The sequence below is a fragment of the Bordetella genomosp. 5 genome, assembly GCF_002261315.1.
Taxonomy (GTDB): domain Bacteria; phylum Pseudomonadota; class Gammaproteobacteria; order Burkholderiales; family Burkholderiaceae_B; genus Bordetella.
The window spans coordinates 257,184-272,419 of the sequence record NZ_NEVP01000010.1; the positions used below are offsets into that span (position 1 = coordinate 257,184).

Below are 15,236 nucleotides of genomic sequence, written 5' to 3' on the forward strand. Positions count from 1 at the left end.
CTTACGGAGAATCTTTCGTTTGTGCAAACCAGGGGCAGCTTTCAGAATCGACGGGTTTGCTTATGCATCCGAACTAATTTCCTACAGGGGAAACTCATGCAACGTCGCAATGTCATTCTGGGCCTGTCCCTCGCCGCTGCTGTCCTGGCCTCGCCGTTTGCCGCCGGTGTCGCCCACGCGCAAGACAGCTATCCGAACAAACCCATCCGCCTGATCGTGCCCTTCCCGCCGGGCGGCACCACCGACATCGTCGGCCGCCTGTTCGCCGACAAGCTGACCAAGGAACTCGGTCAGACCGTCGTCGTCGAGAACCGCGGCGGTGCCGGCGGCTCGATCGGCAGCGCCTTCGTCGCCTCGAGCGCGCCCGATGGCTACGTGCTGGGCATCGCCACCGTCAGCACGCACGGCATCAACCCGGCCATCTATCACAACCTGCCGTTCGACGCCGAAAAGGACTTCAGCCCGATCTCGAATCTGGCTGCCGTGCCGAACGTCATGACCGTGAATCCGAAGGTGCAGGCCAAGAGCATGGCCGACTTCGTCGCGCTGGCCAAGAAAGAGCCCGGCAAGCTGACGTACGCCTCGGCCGGCAACGGCTCGGTTTCGCACATGATGGGCGAAATGTTCAAGATGGCTTCGGGCACCGATCTGATGCACGTGCCTTACCGTGGCGTGGGCCCCGCGCTGAACGACACGCTGGCCGGCCAGGTCGACGTGCTGTTCGACAACCTGCCCTCCTCGCTGCCGCACATCCAGCAAGGCGCCCTGGTCGCGCTGGCCGTGGCCGCGCCCCAGCGCGTCGCCGCGCTGCCCAACGTGCCGACCTTCGCCGAAGCGGGTCTCGCGCCGGTGAATGATTCGTCGTGGTTCGGCCTCGTGGCCCCGGCCAAGGTGCCCGCTCCGATCCTCGAGAAGCTGCACGCCGCCGTCGTCAAGGTCAGCGCCGAAGACGACGTGAAGAAGCGCCTCGAAGGCCTGGGCGCCGCGCCCGTGGCGAACACGCCGGCCGAATTCGCGCAGCAGATCGCTACCGAAATCGCCAAGAACAAGCGTATCGCCAAAGAAGCCAACGTGAAGATCGACTGAGCGATCGGGTCCCCGCCCCCGGGCGGGGACCATCACCCCTTTTCGTAGCACCCGTTTCGTCATGCCTATCATCAAGCCCCTGTCCTACCGACTCGATTCGCCGCAGAACTACCCGGACGCGCCGCTCTGCGCACCGCTGGTGCTGGACTCGCCGCACAGCGGCACGACGTACCCGCCGGATTTCGCGCCCGCCGTCGGCTTCGGCGCCCTGCGCACCGCGGAAGATACGTGGGTGGATGATCTGTGGGGCGATGCGGTGGACCTGGGCGTGCCGCTGCTTGGCGCCTCCTTTCCGCGCGCCTATATCGACGCCAACCGCGGCGCCGAAGAAATCGACCAGCTTCTGCTCGACGAAGCGTGGCCCGATGCGATCAGCGAGTCGCCCAAGGTGCGCCTGGGCAAGGGCCTGATCTGGCGCATGCTCGACGACGGCACCCCGCTGTACGACCGCAAGCTGTCGGTGGCCGAAGTGCGTCATCGCATCGAAGCCTGCTGGAAGCCTTACCACGCGCAACTCGGCACCCTGCTCGACAAGGCGCACGCGCGCTTTGGCAAGGTCTGGCACATCAACTGCCACTCGATGCCCAGCGTGGCCGGCGCCTACGCGACCGACAAGCCCGGCCTCGTGCACCCCGACTTCGTGCTGGGTGACCGCGACGGCGCGACGAGCGACCCGGCCTTCCGCGAGTTCGTCGCGGCCTGGCTGCGCGAGCGCGGCTACAACGTGACGGTCAACGATCCGTACAAGGGCGTGGAACTCGTGCGCGCCTTCGGCCGCCCCGCCGAAGGCCGTCACAGCCTGCAGATCGAGATCAACCGCAAGCTGTATATGGATGAAGTGTCGCTGCAACCCAGCGAAAACTACGTTCGTCTTAAAAACCATCTGCGCGAACTGACCATCGCGCTGGTTGACTGGACGCGCGCGCAGACGGCCTGACGCCGGACGTTCTGCACGCACGCGATGCCGCGGCCACGACCGCGCATCGACCCCACGCCCCTCGCGCCGCAAGGCCGAGGGGCGTTTTTTGTCGCCGGGCCGCCCCAAGACAAAAACGCCCCCCCTCGGGGGGCAGCAAGCCGAAGGCGCAGCGTGGGGGCATTTTTGTCGCCGGGCCGCCCCAAGACAAAAACGCCCCCTCGGGGGGCAGCAAGCCGAAGGCGCAGCGTGCGCGATGCCGCCCCTCGTGTATAACTACGCTCACCCTTCGAGGAGGAGCGTCGATGCAGATCGGGATACCTAAAGAAACCCGAGACGGGGAAACCCGTGTCGCCGCCACGCCGGAGACGGTCAAGAAGTACGTCGCCAGTGGCCATGCAGTTGTAGTCGAACACGGTGCGGGTCAGGCCGCGCATTATCCGGACAGTGCATTCGAGACTGCCGGCGCCCGCCTCGCCGATGCCGCACAGGCATTGGGCTCGGAGCTGGTTCTCAAGGTGCGGCCCCCGGATGCCGCCGAGCTCGCGCAAATGCGCAGCGGCGCGGTACTCGCCGGTATGCTCGACCCGTTCGATGCCGAACAGCTCCAGCGGCTCGCCGCCGCCGGGCTGACGGCCTTCGCGCTCGAAGCCGCGCCGCGCATCACGCGCGCGCAAAGCCTGGACGTGCTGTCGTCGCAGGCCAACCTGGCGGGCTACAAGGCGGTGTTGCTGGCCGCCAATCAATACGGCCGCCTCTTTCCGATGATGATGACCGCGGCGGGCACGCTCAAGGCCGCGCGCGTGGTCGTGCTCGGCGCCGGCGTTGCCGGGCTGCAGGCCATCGCCACCGCGCGCCGACTCGGCGCCGTGGTCGAGGCCTCCGACGTCAGGCCCGCCGCGCGCGAGCAGATCGAATCGCTGGGCGCGAAATTCATCGACGTCCCCTACGAAACGGACGAAGAGCGCGAGATCGCGCAAGGCACGGGTGGCTACGCCCGCCCGATGCCGCCCGCCTGGATGGCGCGTCAGGCCCAGCGCGTGGCCGAGCGCTGCAAGGATGCGGACATCGTCATTGCGACCGCGCTGATTCCGGGTCGGCCGGCCCCGGTCCTGCTCACGGCCGAAACCGTCGCCTCGATGAAGCCCGGTTCGGTGGTGGTGGACCTGGCGGTCGAACGCGGCGGCAACTGCCCGCTGTCCGTGAAGGGCGAGATCGTGCAGGCGCACGGCGTCACGCTGATCGGGCTCACCAACCTGCCCGGCCTGCTGCCCACCGACGCGTCGGCGCTGTATGCCCGCAATCTGCTCGACTTCGTCAAGCTGATTGTCGATGCCCAAGGCGCGCTTGCGATCAAGCGCGATGACGAAATCGTTGCGGCCTGCCTGATGTGCGAGGGCGGCCAGGTCTTGCGGAGGACCTGAACATGGAAGCCATCAGTCCCACCCTCATCAACCTGATCATCTTCGTGCTGGCGATCTACGTCGGCTACCACGTGGTCTGGAACGTCACGCCGGCCCTGCACACCCCGCTCATGGCGGTGACCAACGCGATCTCCGCCATCATCATCGTCGGCGCCATGCTGGCCGCCGCGCTGACCGAAGGCGGCCTGGCGCGCGCGATGGGCGTGCTCGCCGTGGCGCTCGCCGCCGTCAACGTGTTCGGCGGTTTCCTGGTCACGCGCCGCATGCTCGAGATGTTCAAGAAGAAGGAACGCAAGCCCGCGCGGGAGGGCACGCAATGATCTCGCTGAACCTCGTCACGCTTTTCTATCTGATCGCATCGATCTGCTTCATTCAGGCGCTCAAGGGCCTGTCGCATCCGACCACCTCGCGCCTGGGCAACGCCTTCGGCATGGCGGGCATGACCATCGCCGTGCTCACCACCGGCGCGCTCATCCACAGCCTGTCGGGCGGCGGTCCCGCCGCGCTCGGCCTGGGCTGGGTGGTGCTGGGCCTCCTGATCGGCGGCAGCGTCGGCACCCTGATGGCCCGCCGGGTCGAGATGACCAAAATGCCCGAGCTGGTGGCCTTCATGCACAGCATGATCGGTCTGGCGGCGGTGGCGATCGCCGTGGCCGTGGTGGCCGAACCGCACGCCTTCAACATCGCCGCGCGCGGCGCGCCGATCCCGACCGGCAACCGCTTCGAGCTGTTCGTCGGCACCTTCGTGGGCGCGATCACGTTCTCCGGCTCGGTGATCGCGTTCGGCAAGCTGTCGGGCAAGTACAAGTTCCGGCTGTTCCAGGGTGCGCCGGTGGTGTTCACGGGCCAGCATTTCGTCAACCTCGCCCTGGCGCTGGCCATGCTGGGCTGCGGCTTCTGGTTCATGGCGACGCAGGCCTGGCTGCCCTTCGTGCTGATGACGCTGCTGGCCTTCGTGCTCGGCGTGCTTATCATCATCCCGATCGGCGGCGCCGACATGCCGGTCGTGGTGTCCATGCTCAACAGCTATTCCGGCTGGGCGGCGGCCGGCATCGGGTTCTCGCTCAACAACCCCATGCTCATCATTGCCGGCTCGCTGGTGGGCTCGTCGGGCGCGATCCTGTCGTACATCATGTGCAAGGCGATGAACCGATCGTTCTTCAATGTGCTGCTCGGCGGCTTCGGCGCGCAGGCGGGCACGGGCGGCCCGGCCGGCGATGCGCAACAGCGTCCGGTGAAGTCGGGCAGTGCCGAAGACTCCGCGTTCCTGCTCGCCAATGCCGAGAGCGTCATCATCGTGCCGGGTTACGGTCTGGCGGTGGCGCGCGCACAGCATGCCCTGAAGGAACTGGCGGCCAAGCTCACCGAGAAAGGCGTGACCGTGAAGTACGCGATCCATCCCGTCGCGGGCCGCATGCCGGGCCACATGAACGTCCTGCTGGCCGAGGCCGAGGTGCCCTACGATCAGGTATTCGAGATGGACGAGATCAACGGCGAATTCTCGCAGACGGACGTCGCCCTGATCCTCGGTGCCAACGACGTGGTGAACCCCGCCGCCAAGAACGACCCGCAATCGCCCATCGCGGGCATGCCGATTCTCGAGGCCTACCGCGCCCGCAATGTGATCGTAAACAAGCGTTCGATGGCGGCAGGCTATGCGGGCCTGGATAACGAGCTGTTCTACATGGATGGCACGATGATGGTCTTCGGCGACGCCAAGAAGGTGCTCGAAGACATGGTCAAGGCGGTGGAGTAGACCGCCGCGACGGGCGCCGCCGGTAGCTTATGCCGGCGCGCCGCCCGCGCCGGCGCTGCGCGAACGGCCGGGCGCCCCGGCCTCCGCGCCGCCCAGATGCGCGCGCAACTGTCCCGGCGATACCCCGTAATGGCGCCGGAACGCCGTGGCGAAATTCGCCGGGCTGTTGTAGCCGGCCAGCCAGGCCGCCTGCGCCACGGTCACGCCGTCACGCTCGAGCGCCACCCGCGCGCGCTGCATGCGCGCCTCGCGCAGAAACTCGAATACCGTGCAGCCCCAGGCCGCGCGGAAATGCCGCTGCAAGGTGTTGGCGCTGACGCAGGCCTGCAGCGCGATCTGTTCGAGCGACATATGGTCGGCCGCCCCGCTCTCCAGCAGATCCCGCACGCTGCGCATGCGTAGCCAATCGCGTTTGCCGAGTCCCGAGCCTGCCTGCAGCGAGGTATCCGAGGCCTGCCCGAGCTGGCTTGCCGCCTCGACCAGCAGATCGAAGGCGCGCGACCGCAGATAGAGCCGCGTGGTCGCGGCATCCAGCGCCGGCGGCCGCAGCATCTGCTCGACGTTGGCCAGCGCCTGGGCCGAGGGGGTCCAGGTGCGCGTGGCAAGGTGGGTCCGTGCGAACGCGACGATTGCGCTGTCATCGCCGAAGTGGTCGGCGAGCCAGGTGGCGCCAAAAGCCAGATCGACGGTGCGCTCGACATCGCCGCGCCGTGACTGGCGCGAGAAGGTCGCGGGCTCGTGCAAGGCCATCATCCACGCCGTGATCGGCGCGCCCCGTCCGGGACCGGTGGGCAGCGCGCGGCAGGCGATCGCCATGTTGGCGTAGCCCCCGATCGTGAAGCCCAGCCGCAGCGCCGGTTTGAGCGTGGCCCTGACCGTGCTGCCCTGCACGTCACGCACGTCGATCCGATGCGCGATCAGTCCCGGTTCGAGCGCGGTCACGTCGAACACCCCTTCGAACACCGGGCGATCCTCGCCGGGGACGGTCAGGTAATGATCGGCGGCGGTCTGGCGCACCAGGGTATCGACAGTCGAGCAGGACACCGGCGCGGCATGGTCGCGCGGCCGGTCGGAGAGCGCGGTCGGCAGAGACATGGACATCGAACGGAAGTGCGGGATATGGCGCCGGCGCAAAGACGGTTGGTTTCCGCACAAAGCTGAGCCGCCGCGTTCCCTGACAGAATCATGAAAAATCAAACGGTATTAAAAATCATTCCCAACTAAATAGCAAATCGCCGGCCCGCCCTGGCGCCGATCACGCCTGCGCCGCCGCTTTGCACCGCACATGGAGTTTTCTCGTATGTCTTGCCGGTATCCGCTGCACTACGCCAGCGCCGCCCTCGTCATGGCCTGGTCCGGCCTCGCCCATGCCCAGGCCACCCAGATCCAGGATCCGTCGCAGATCCAGGAGATGGCCACGGTGCAGGTGCTCGGCACCGCCGAAGAAGAAGTGAAGGAGTCGCTGGGCGTCTCGGTGATCACGGCCGAGGAGATTGCGCGCCGTCCGCCGAGCAACGATCTCTCGGATCTGATCCGCCGCGAACCCGGCGTGAACCTGACCGGCAACAGCGCCAGCGGTGCGCGGGGCAACAACCGCCAGATCGACATTCGCGGCATGGGCCCCGAGAACACCCTGATCCTGATCGACGGCAAACCCACGTCCTCGCGCAATGCCGTGCGCTACGGCTGGAACGGCGATCGCGACACGCGCGGCGACACCAACTGGGTGCCGGCCGAAGAGGTCGAACGCATCGAAGTGATCCGTGGCCCGGCCGCCGCGCGGTATGGCTCGGGTGCGATGGGCGGCGTGGTCAACATCATCACCAAGCGCCCCACCGACAAGCCGTCGGGCTCGATCACGTATTACCTGAACCAGCCCGAGGACAGCAAGGAAGGCAACACCAATCGCGTCAATGTCCGCCTCGCCAGCCCGTTGAGCGAGAGCCTCTCGATGCGGGTCTATGGCAACTACAACAAGACCAACGCCGATGCCCGCGACATCAACGCCGGCCGCGCCGCGGCGGGCGCCAACGGCACGACCAGCACGGCCGGACGCGAAGGCGTCATCAACCAGGACCTGAACGCTCTGTTCTCCTGGAAAGCCAACGCGCAGAACACGTTCGACCTGGATCTGGGTTACAGCCGCCAGGGCAACATCTACGCCGGTGACACGATGAACAACGCCAACAGCGACTTCAGCGACAGTCTGTATGGCGAAGAAACCAACATCATGTACCGCGAGAACTACGCGCTCACGCATCGCGGCAGCTACGACTGGGGCACGACGCGCGCCTCGCTGGGCTACGACTACACGCGCAACTCGCGCCAGCAGGAAGGCCTGGCCGGCGGCCCCGAAGGCGCGCCGACCGACCTCGGCTTCGCCACGGCCCGACTGAAGAACTGGCGCGGCGCCGCCGAGGCCAACGTGCCGTTCCATCTCGGCTTCGAGCAGGTGGCGACGGTCGGCGTTGAATGGCTGCGCGAGAGCCTGGACGACCCCAGCGGCCTGCGCCAGACGTACACCGGCGGCACCATCGGCGGCACCAGCGCCGAGGGCCGCGACTCCAAGACCAAGCAGAACAGCTACGCCCTCTTCGTCGAAGACAACATCGAGCTGAGCACGCGCGCCATGCTGACGCCCGGCGTGCGCCTGGACTACAACAGCGAGTTCGGCAGCAACTGGAGCCCCAGCCTGAACGCCTCGTACGCGGTCACGGACGCGTTCAAGATCAAGGGCGGCATCGCGCGCGCCTACAAGGCGCCGAACCTGTACCAGTCCAACCCCAACTACCTGCTCTACAGCCGCGGTCAGGGTTGCATTGCCGCCGAGACCAACACCAACGGCTGCTACCTGGTGGGCAACGCGGATCTGTCGCCGGAAACCAGCGTCAACAAGGAAATCGGCTTCGAGTACGACCCGGGCACGTGGCGCACCAGCATGGCGTACTTCCGCAACGACTATCGCAACAAGATCGTCGCCGGCACCGACATCGAGTACCGCCTGACCAACGGCGCACGCGTGCTGCAGTGGACCAACAGCGGCAAGGCCGTGGTCGAGGGCTTCGAGGGCAATCTGTTCATCCCGCTGGCAAGCACCCTGGACTGGAACACCAACTTCACGTACATGATGCAGTCCAAGAGCAAGAGCACGGGCGAGCCGCTGAGCGTGATTCCGAAGTACACGATCAACAGCACGCTCGACTGGTTCTACACGCCGCAGCTGTCGTTCCAGGCCAACGTGACCTACTACGGCAAGCAGGTCGGCCCGAGCACCAACGTGCGCACCGGCGCGACGCTCACCGACGGCGGCCGCCAGCAGCTCAGCCCCTACGCACTCGTGGGTCTGAGCGCGGGCTACGAGGTCAACAAGAACCTGCGTTTCCGCGTCGGCGTGAACAACCTGTTCGATAAGCAACTGTATCGTGAAGGCAATGCCGCCAATGCCGGCGCCGCCACGTACAACGAACCGGGCCGCGCCTACTTCGCGACCGCCACTGTGTCGTTTTGACGCAGCGCACGGCGAGGCATGCCCTCGCCGCCCGCCGATGCGCGCCGAGGGGCGCGCATCGGCGTTTTACCGTTTGATGGAGTTGAAGATGCGAGCCCGCGCCGCACTGCTATTGTCGATCCCACTGCTCGCCGCCGCCGGCGAGGCCGCGGCCCAGCCCGCACGTCAAACCCTCAGCCCCGAGCAGGTGCGCGCACAGCTCGGACGCCTGGGCTTGGTACAGCAAGAGGTGCTGCCGCGCGCGGCCGGACTGCGCGCGGTGCGCCTGATGCTGTCGGTACCGCCGGGGCCGGCGCCTGCCGGCGGTTGGCCGGTCGTGTACCTGCTCGACGGCAATGCCGCCATGCAGGCGCTGGCCGAGCGCGACCGCGGCGACCTGACCGCCGGTGTCGTGCTGGTCGGGATCGGTTACGACACCAACGAACGGGTGGACGGTGATGCGCGTGCATGGGACTACCTGCCCGCCCTCCCCGGCGCCGGTCCACAAGGTACGCCCGATCCCCGCAACCCGCTGCGACGCAACGGCGGCGCGGCCGACTGGCGCGCGTTCATCGAAAACGAGGTCAAGCCCTGGGCCACGCGCCACGCACCGATCGATCCGGCGCGCCAGACGCTGTACGGGCATTCGTATGGCGGCCTGTTCGTGCTGGACACGCTGTTCACGGCGCCCGGCAGTTTCCAGCGCTTCGTGGCGGCCAGCCCGTCGATGTGGTGGCAGGCGCCTTACATGATGGACCGCGCACGCGAGTACGTGGCGGCGCCCCGCCCGGGCCCGGCGCCTGAGGTCGTGATCATGGTGGGCGATGCGGAACATCTGCGCAAACCGATCCCCGGGGCCCCTGCCGCGGAGATCAGGCAGGTGCCCGCGGGTCAGGCGGCCGGGCTGGCCGGCCTGCTGCGCACGCGCGATCCGGAGGTCGCGTACATCACGTTTCCGGGCCTGACGCACGGCCCGATGTTGCCGGCGTCCGCCGAGCGCGCGGTGGAAATCGCCGCGGACCGCCCTGCCACTCAGCCGCGGTAGGCCCGCGCACCCGGGCGGGTCGCGGCCACCGACTCAGCGCGGCCGCGCGCTCAGGCGCTCGTCGACCACCTCGACCCAATGCCGCACCGGCACCTCGGTGCCGCTCTGGAGGTGGCCGATGCAACCCATGTTCGACGACACAATGACCTCGGGCTCGGTGCGCGAGATCTCGGCAAGCTTGCGGTCGCGCAGGCGGGTCGATATCTCGGGTTGCAGCACCGAATAGGCACCCGCCGAACCGCAGCACAGATGCGATTCGCCGAAGGGCTGCAAGACGAAGCCCAGCTCCGCCAGCAACCTTTCGGACAGCGGCCGCAGGCCTTGCCAGTGCTGCACGGTGCACGGCGGATGGAACGCGGCACGCGGCGCGGGCCCCAGCTGCGCGGCGAGCCGGTCGGCATGCGGCGCCACGATCTCGGCCACGTCCTTGATCCGGTCGGCCAGCTCGGCCGCGCGCGCGGCGTACACCGGCTCGTGCCGCAGGTGATGGGCATATTCGCGCACGGTCGCGCCGCAGCCCGACGCATTGATCACGATGGCTTCGACGGCGCCATCCTGCAGCAGCGGCCACCAGGCATCCACGTTGGCGCGCATCTGCTGCAAGGCGTCTTCCTGCGCATCGAGGTGGAAGCTGAGCGCGCCGCAGCAGCCCGCTCCCGGCGCCATGCGCGCGCCGATGCCGATGGCATCGAGCACGCGAATCGTCGCCGCATCGATGCTCGGCATCATGGCCGGTTGCACACAGCCTGTCAGCAGCAGCACCTGGCGCGCGTGCCGCTCGGGATCGGGCAACACCCCGGCGTCGCGCCGCGCCGGCACCTTGCGCCGCAGCGCCTGCGGCAGGAGGGTTCTGACGCTTTGTCCCACCCGCATCGCCGGCGCGAACAGCGGCGAGGTCAGCCCGCGCCGCAAGAGCCAGCGCCTGAGGCGGTCGGGCCAGCGCCGCTGCACGCGTTCATCGACGATGGCGCGGCCGATGTCCACCAGATGCCCGTACTGCACGCCCGAGGGGCAGGTGGTTTCGCAATTGCGGCACGTGAGGCAGCGGTCCAGATGCTGCTGGGTGGCCGCGGTCGGCTCCGCCCCTTCCAGCACCTGCTTGATTAGATAGATGCGGCCGCGCGGGCTATCGCGTTCGTCGCCCAGCACCTGATACGTGGGACAGGTCGCCGTGCAAAAACCGCAATGCACGCAGCGCCGCAGGATGGCGTCGGCTTCGAGCCCCGCCGAACGCTCGCGCGCCCATTGAACAAGATGCGTCTGCATGGTCTAGAGCTCCGGCACCAGACGGCCCGGGTTGAACAACCCGACCGGATCGAATTCTTGTTTGAGCCGCCGCGTGATCGCGGCCACCGCGGGAGACAGCGGATGAAACACGCCATCGGCCGGCGCGCCGCCCGCGGCGCGAAACAGCGTGGCGTGCCCCCCTGCCGCCTGCACCGCGGCACGCAGGGCCGATGGGTCGTGCCGCGCGCTCAGCCAGCGCTGTCCGCCGCCCCACTCGATCAGGGTGGGGCCGAGATTCAGCGCGGGGGCCGTCGGCGGCACCGCCAGGCGCCACAGCGGCACGCCTCCCTGGAAGAACGGATGGGTCTGCTCCCGCAGGGCCAGCCACCAGTCGTTGGCCGCCACCGCGTCGAGCGGCTCGCCTCCGATACGCGCCCGCGCCGCGGAGATTGCCGGCGGCGCGCCCGACAGCCGCACGGCACAGCGGCCGGGCTGGCCCGGCTGCGCGGCCGGCACCCAGCAGGCCGCCGAGATCGGCAGCGGCTGGCTGCGCCAGCGCGCGAAGGCGTCGAGTGCCTGCGCTTCGTCCAGCGCCAGACACAGTGTGAGTTCTTCGGCGGGCCGTGGCACGACCTTGACCGATACCTCGAGGATCGCGCCGAAGATGCCGAGCGAGCCGGTCAGCAGACGCGCCACGTCGTAGCCGGCGACGTTCTTCATGACCTCGCCGCCGAAGGCCAGCAAACGGCCCTGCGCATCGAGCAGGCGCGCGCCCAGCACGAAGTCGCGCACGGCGCCCGCGGCCATGCGGCGCGGCCCCGACAAGCCACTCGCGACGCAGCCGCCGATCGTTGCGGACGGCTCGAAATGCGGCGGTTCGAATGCCAGCATCTGGTTGTGCTCGGCCAACGCGGCCTCGAGCTCGACGAGTGTGGTGCCCGCACGCGCGGTCACCACCAGCTCCGAGGGCTGATAGTTGATGATGCCCCGGTAGGCCGACATGTCGAGCATGCAGTGGCCATCCTGTGGGGTCACGGGGCGATGATTGCCATAGAACGACTTGCTGCCACCGCCACACACAAACAAGGGCTTGTGGCCGGCGCGCGCCGTCATGACCTGCTCGCACAACTCGGACAGAACGAACTCCATCGCGGCCGGCCTCAGAATCGGGCCAGGTCGGGGAATCTCAGTTCACCGCCGTGCACGTGCATCTTGCCGTATTCGGCGCAACGGGCGAGGGTCGGGATGACTTTCTCGGGATTGAGCAGGCCAGGCGGGTCGAATGCCCGTTTGACGGCCAGGAACGCGTCGAGCTCTTCACGCGAAAATTGCACGCACATTTGATCTATTTTCTCCATACCCACACCGTGCTCTCCGGTCACGGTGCCTCCCACCTGCACGCACAGCTCGAGGATGGCGGCGCCGAACTTCTCGGCGCGCTCGACCTCGTCAGGCTTATTCGAATCGAACAAAATCAGCGGGTGCAGATTGCCATCGCCCGCATGGAAGACATTGGCGCAGCGCAGCCCGAACTCGTCTTCCATCTGCTCGATGGCGCCCAGCACGCGCGCCAGATGGCGGCGCGGAATCGTGCCGTCCATGCAGTAGTAATCGGGCGACACGCGCCCCGCGGCCGGAAAGGCGTTTTTGCGGCCGGCCCAGAAGCGCAGCCGTTCGGCCTCGCTGGCCGACACCTGGCAGCGCGTGGCGCCCGCCTCCTTGAAGATGGCCTCCATGCGCGCCACCTCGTGCGCCACTTCTTCCTGGGTGCCGTCCGACTCGCACAGCAGGATGGCCTGCGCGTCGAGGTCGTAGCCGGCCTGGACGAAGGGTTCGACCATGTGCGTCGCCTGGCGGTCCATCATCTCGAGACCGGCCGGGATGATGCCGGCGGCGATGATGCGCGTGACGGCGTTGCCGGCGGCCTCGACGCTCGAGAAGCTCGCCATCACCACCTGCGCGCAGGCCGGGCGCGGAATGAGCTTGACGGTCACCTCGGTGACCACGCCGAGCATGCCTTCCGATCCGATGAACACCGCGAGCAGATCGACGCCGGCGGCGTCGGGCGCTTCGGAGCCCAGCTCGACCACCTCGCCGTCGATCGTGATCATGCGCACGCGCAGCACGTTGTGTACCGTGAGGCCGTACTTCAAACAGTGCACGCCGCCGGAGTTCTCCGCGACATTGCCGCCGATCGAACAGGCGATCTGGCTAGAGGGATCCGGCGCGTAATAGAGACCGTAAGGCGCGGCGGCTTCGGAGATCGCGAGGTTGCGCACGCCGGGCTCCACCGTGGCGGTGCAGGCATGTGCGTCGATGTGCTTGATGCGGTTGAACTTCGACAGCCCCATGAGCACGCCCTGTGCGTGCGGCATCGCGCCCCCGGAAAGCCCGGTGCCCGCGCCCCGTGCCACCACCGGCACGTTCATGCGCTTGCACAGCTTCATCACCGCCTGCACCTGCGCCTCGGTTTCGGGCAGGACCACGGCGGCGGGCAAGGCCCGAAACAGGGACAGCCCGTCGCATTCGTACGGGCGGGTATCTTCTTCACGGTGTAGCACGCAATGCGTGGGCAACACCTGCTGCAGGGCGCGCACCAGCGATGCGGCGGAAAACGGCGCCTGCGCGTGGCTCAGGCCAGATTCGACCAGGGAGTTCATGAAGGAACGATAACAATCCCCCCTGCTTCGCACACGCCGGGATTTACCCGCAGGGGGCCGCACGCGACCCGCCCGCCGCACCCCGCGCGACCGCGCGCGCGCACGGCTCACGGCGTGGCGCAAAGCAAATGGCCGGCACCGCTCGCGCGGTGCCGGCCAGAAATTTGTGGCCCTCAGGCAACGGATGGCACGGATGCCACGCCGATCACCAGTTGATGATCTTGCCCGGATTGAGGATGTTGTTGGGGTCGAAGGCATGCTTCAGGCTGCGCATCAGGGCCAGCGCGTCTTCGCCATGCTCTTCGGCCATGAACTGCATCTTGTGCAGCCCCACGCCATGCTCGCCCGTGCAGGTGCCATCGGCCGCGATCGCACGGCGCACGAGATTGTGGTTGATGACCTCCGACTCCTGCCACTCTTTCTCGCTGTCGGCATCGAGCAGCATCAGGACGTGGAAATTGCCGTCGCCCACGTGACCGACGATGGTGTACGGGAAGCTGGCGGCGTCGAGCTCGTCGACGGTCTCGCGCACGCACTCGGCCAGGCGCGAGATCGGCACGCAGACGTCGGTGGTGCTGGCGCGGCAGCCGGGGCGCAATTGCAGGCCCGCGAAATACGCGTTGTGGCGGGCCGTCCAGAGGCGGTTGCGATCCTCGGGACGCTCGGCCCACTCGAAATCCATGCCGCCGTGTTCGGCGGTGATGGCCTGCACGGTCTCGGCCTGCTCCTGCACGCCGGCCGGGCTGCCGTGGAACTCGAACACCAGCATGGGCGATTCGGTGAGGGTGAGCTTGCTGTACTGGTTGACCGCCTTGACCGCCGCGCTGTCCATGAATTCGACGCGCGCCACCGGCACACCCATCTGGATGATCTCGATCACGCTCTGCACCGCATCGTCGAGCGAGGGGAAGTTGCAGATCGCGGCCGACACGGCCTCGGGCTGCGGATACAGCCGCACCGTGACTTCGGTGATGATGCCCAGCGTGCCCTCGCTGCCCACGAAGATGCGGGTGAGGTCGTAGCCAGCGGAAGACTTGCGCGCACGGCCCGCGGTGCGGATCACGCGGCCATCGGCGGTGACCACCGTGAGCGACATGACGTTTTCGCGCATGGTGCCGTAGCGCACGGCATTGGTACCCGAGGCGCGGGTCGCGGCCATGCCGCCCAGGCTGGCATCGGCGCCCGGATCGATCGGAAAGAACAGGCCCGTGGAACGGATCTCTTCGTTGAGCGCCTTGCGCGATACGCCGGCCTGCACCGTGGCGGTGAGGTCTTCGGCATTGACCGAGATCACCTGATTCATCTGGGACAGGTCGAGGCTGATGCCGCCCTGGATGGCCAGCAGATGGCCCTCGAGCGACGAGCCCGCGCCATAAGGAATCAGCGGCACATGATGCTCGTTGCACAGGCGCGCCACGAAAGCGACCTCGTCGGTGCTCTGCGCGAACACGACCGCGTCGGGCAGCATCGGCGGATACGGCGACTCGTCGGTGCCGTGATGCTCGCGCACGCTCTCCGACACCGTGAACCGCTCGCCGAACTTGTCTTTCAGCGCATCGAGACAGGCGGCGGGCACGGGACGGCGCAGCGTTTCGGGGTGCAAGGGAGCGTTCATGGCAGCTTGAATGAGTGGAA

General features: G+C 67.6%; 12 protein-coding genes. 7 read left to right on the top strand and 5 right to left on the bottom strand.

Annotated features, from left to right (window positions below):
* Window positions 1-96 precede the first annotated feature (96 nt).
* From CAL25_RS16640 to CAL25_RS16660, 5 genes are all read left to right on the top strand, one after another.
* A complete protein-coding gene (locus CAL25_RS16640; RefSeq protein ID WP_094802006.1) occupies window positions 97-1,086 on the top strand; it encodes a Bug family tripartite tricarboxylate transporter substrate binding protein in 990 nt (329 codons plus the stop codon).
* 61 nt (window positions 1,087-1,147) lie between these two features.
* Complete coding sequence (locus CAL25_RS16645; protein ID WP_094802008.1) at window positions 1,148-2,023, top strand: N-formylglutamate amidohydrolase; 876 nt, start codon at window positions 1,148-1,150, stop codon at window positions 2,021-2,023.
* Window positions 2,024-2,307: 284 nt separating this feature from the next.
* Window positions 2,308-3,426 (top strand): Re/Si-specific NAD(P)(+) transhydrogenase subunit alpha, encoded by a 1,119-nt coding sequence (locus CAL25_RS16650; protein ID WP_094802010.1) that lies wholly within the window; start codon window positions 2,308-2,310, stop codon window positions 3,424-3,426.
* 2 nt (window positions 3,427-3,428) lie between these two features.
* Window positions 3,429-3,746 (top strand): NAD(P) transhydrogenase subunit alpha, encoded by a 318-nt coding sequence (locus CAL25_RS16655; RefSeq protein ID WP_094802011.1) that lies wholly within the window; start codon window positions 3,429-3,431, stop codon window positions 3,744-3,746.
* Window positions 3,743-5,182 carry an NAD(P)(+) transhydrogenase (Re/Si-specific) subunit beta gene (locus CAL25_RS16660; protein ID WP_094802013.1) on the top strand — a complete coding sequence of 480 codons (1,440 nt, stop codon included), beginning with the start codon at window positions 3,743-3,745 and terminating at the stop codon, window positions 5,180-5,182. The genes CAL25_RS16655 and CAL25_RS16660 overlap by 4 nt, the downstream gene beginning before the upstream one ends.
* Window positions 5,183-5,209: 27 nt before the next feature.
* Here the strand turns inward: CAL25_RS16660 and CAL25_RS16665 are convergent, their stop codons facing one another.
* On the bottom strand, window positions 5,210-6,277 hold the full coding sequence (locus CAL25_RS16665; protein WP_094802226.1) for a helix-turn-helix transcriptional regulator: 1,068 nt from the start codon (window positions 6,275-6,277) through the stop codon (window positions 5,210-5,212).
* 205 nt (window positions 6,278-6,482) lie between these two features.
* Between CAL25_RS16665 and CAL25_RS16670 the strand changes: the two genes are divergently transcribed.
* Together CAL25_RS16670 and CAL25_RS16675 are read left to right on the top strand one after the other, a co-directional pair.
* On the top strand, window positions 6,483-8,690 hold the full coding sequence (locus CAL25_RS16670; RefSeq protein WP_094802015.1) for a TonB-dependent siderophore receptor: 2,208 nt from the start codon (window positions 6,483-6,485) through the stop codon (window positions 8,688-8,690).
* Window positions 8,691-8,778: 88 nt separating this feature from the next.
* On the top strand, window positions 8,779-9,714 hold the full coding sequence (locus CAL25_RS16675; RefSeq protein WP_094802228.1) for an alpha/beta hydrolase: 936 nt from the start codon (window positions 8,779-8,781) through the stop codon (window positions 9,712-9,714).
* A gap of 33 nt (window positions 9,715-9,747) precedes the next feature.
* On the opposite strand, the gene glcF is transcribed toward CAL25_RS16675, so the two are convergent.
* The 4 genes from glcF to CAL25_RS16695 all read right to left on the bottom strand — a co-directional run bounded on the left by glcF (window position 9,748) and on the right by CAL25_RS16695 (window position 15,216).
* On the bottom strand, window positions 9,748-10,980 hold the full coding sequence (gene glcF / locus CAL25_RS16680) for a glycolate oxidase subunit GlcF (protein ID WP_094802017.1): 1,233 nt from the start codon (window positions 10,978-10,980) through the stop codon (window positions 9,748-9,750).
* A gap of 3 nt (window positions 10,981-10,983) precedes the next feature.
* Window positions 10,984-12,090: a glycolate oxidase subunit GlcE gene (glcE, locus tag CAL25_RS16685; RefSeq protein ID WP_094802019.1), complete on the bottom strand. Its 1,107-nt coding sequence runs from the start codon at window positions 12,088-12,090 to the stop codon at window positions 10,984-10,986.
* 11 nt (window positions 12,091-12,101) lie between these two features.
* Window positions 12,102-13,601: an FAD-linked oxidase C-terminal domain-containing protein gene (locus CAL25_RS16690; RefSeq protein ID WP_094802021.1), complete on the bottom strand. Its 1,500-nt coding sequence runs from the start codon at window positions 13,599-13,601 to the stop codon at window positions 12,102-12,104.
* Between the two features lie 205 nt (window positions 13,602-13,806).
* The gene (locus CAL25_RS16695) at window positions 13,807-15,216 is read right to left on the bottom strand and encodes an FAD-binding oxidoreductase (protein WP_094802023.1); all 1,410 of its coding nucleotides are present in this window, start codon (window positions 15,214-15,216) and stop codon (window positions 13,807-13,809) included.
* Window positions 15,217-15,236 lie beyond the last annotated feature (20 nt).

What these genes read in the sequence shown, in the direction of transcription:
- CAL25_RS16695 (WP_094802023.1), bottom strand. Translation starts at nt 15,216, where the DNA reads ATGAACGCTCCCTTGCACCCCGAAACGCTGCGCCGTCCCGTGCCCGCC.
- CAL25_RS16660 (WP_094802013.1), top strand. Translation starts at nt 3,743, where the DNA reads ATGATCTCGCTGAACCTCGTCACGCTTTTCTATCTGATCGCATCGATC.
- CAL25_RS16690 (WP_094802021.1), bottom strand. Translation starts at nt 13,601, where the DNA reads ATGAACTCCCTGGTCGAATCTGGCCTGAGCCACGCGCAGGCGCCGTTT.
- CAL25_RS16645 (WP_094802008.1), top strand. Translation starts at nt 1,148, where the DNA reads ATGCCTATCATCAAGCCCCTGTCCTACCGACTCGATTCGCCGCAGAAC.
- glcF (WP_094802017.1), bottom strand. Translation starts at nt 10,980, where the DNA reads ATGCAGACGCATCTTGTTCAATGGGCGCGCGAGCGTTCGGCGGGGCTC.
- CAL25_RS16675 (WP_094802228.1), top strand. Translation starts at nt 8,779, where the DNA reads ATGCGAGCCCGCGCCGCACTGCTATTGTCGATCCCACTGCTCGCCGCC.
- CAL25_RS16655 (WP_094802011.1), top strand. Translation starts at nt 3,429, where the DNA reads ATGGAAGCCATCAGTCCCACCCTCATCAACCTGATCATCTTCGTGCTG.
- glcE (WP_094802019.1), bottom strand. Translation starts at nt 12,090, where the DNA reads ATGGAGTTCGTTCTGTCCGAGTTGTGCGAGCAGGTCATGACGGCGCGC.
- CAL25_RS16665 (WP_094802226.1), bottom strand. Translation starts at nt 6,277, where the DNA reads ATGTCTCTGCCGACCGCGCTCTCCGACCGGCCGCGCGACCATGCCGCG.
- CAL25_RS16640 (WP_094802006.1), top strand. Translation starts at nt 97, where the DNA reads ATGCAACGTCGCAATGTCATTCTGGGCCTGTCCCTCGCCGCTGCTGTC.
- CAL25_RS16670 (WP_094802015.1), top strand. Translation starts at nt 6,483, where the DNA reads ATGTCTTGCCGGTATCCGCTGCACTACGCCAGCGCCGCCCTCGTCATG.
- CAL25_RS16650 (WP_094802010.1), top strand. Translation starts at nt 2,308, where the DNA reads ATGCAGATCGGGATACCTAAAGAAACCCGAGACGGGGAAACCCGTGTC.